The following is a 295-nucleotide window of genomic DNA, read 5'->3' on the forward strand; positions in this document are numbered from 1 at the left end:
CCTTTGGCTCTGATCCGTTAAAATAAATAACCGGTGTGAAAGTATGCTCCTTTACAGCAGACAGATAAATAGAAAACTGCGTGTAAAGATGCAGCAGAAGATCCTCAGAATATTCTTTGGCGGCGATAGAGGAATCCATTCCTGCCAGAGAGCAGATCTCTTCTGCAGTGACCGGACTGATCCCGGTAAAGCTTGTATAGATTGCTTTTGACACAGGCATCGGTTTTATGGTCAGATGTGAGGAAAATTCTTCAAAGGACACGGTCAGAGGATCTGCCTTGGACATCGTGTCCGG

Annotated in this window: 1 protein-coding gene; it reads right to left on the reverse strand. The window is 45.4% G+C overall.

The genetic code is table 11. The features are described 5' to 3' along the window. Nucleotides 1-295, reverse strand: a 295-nt coding sequence (locus tag PZH32_RS13240) for an NFACT family protein (protein WP_275208719.1), incomplete at both ends; no start/stop codon positions are given.

The sequence above is a fragment of the Adlercreutzia equolifaciens genome, from assembly GCF_029076695.1.
Classification (GTDB): domain Bacteria; phylum Actinomycetota; class Coriobacteriia; order Coriobacteriales; family Eggerthellaceae; genus Adlercreutzia; species Adlercreutzia equolifaciens_A.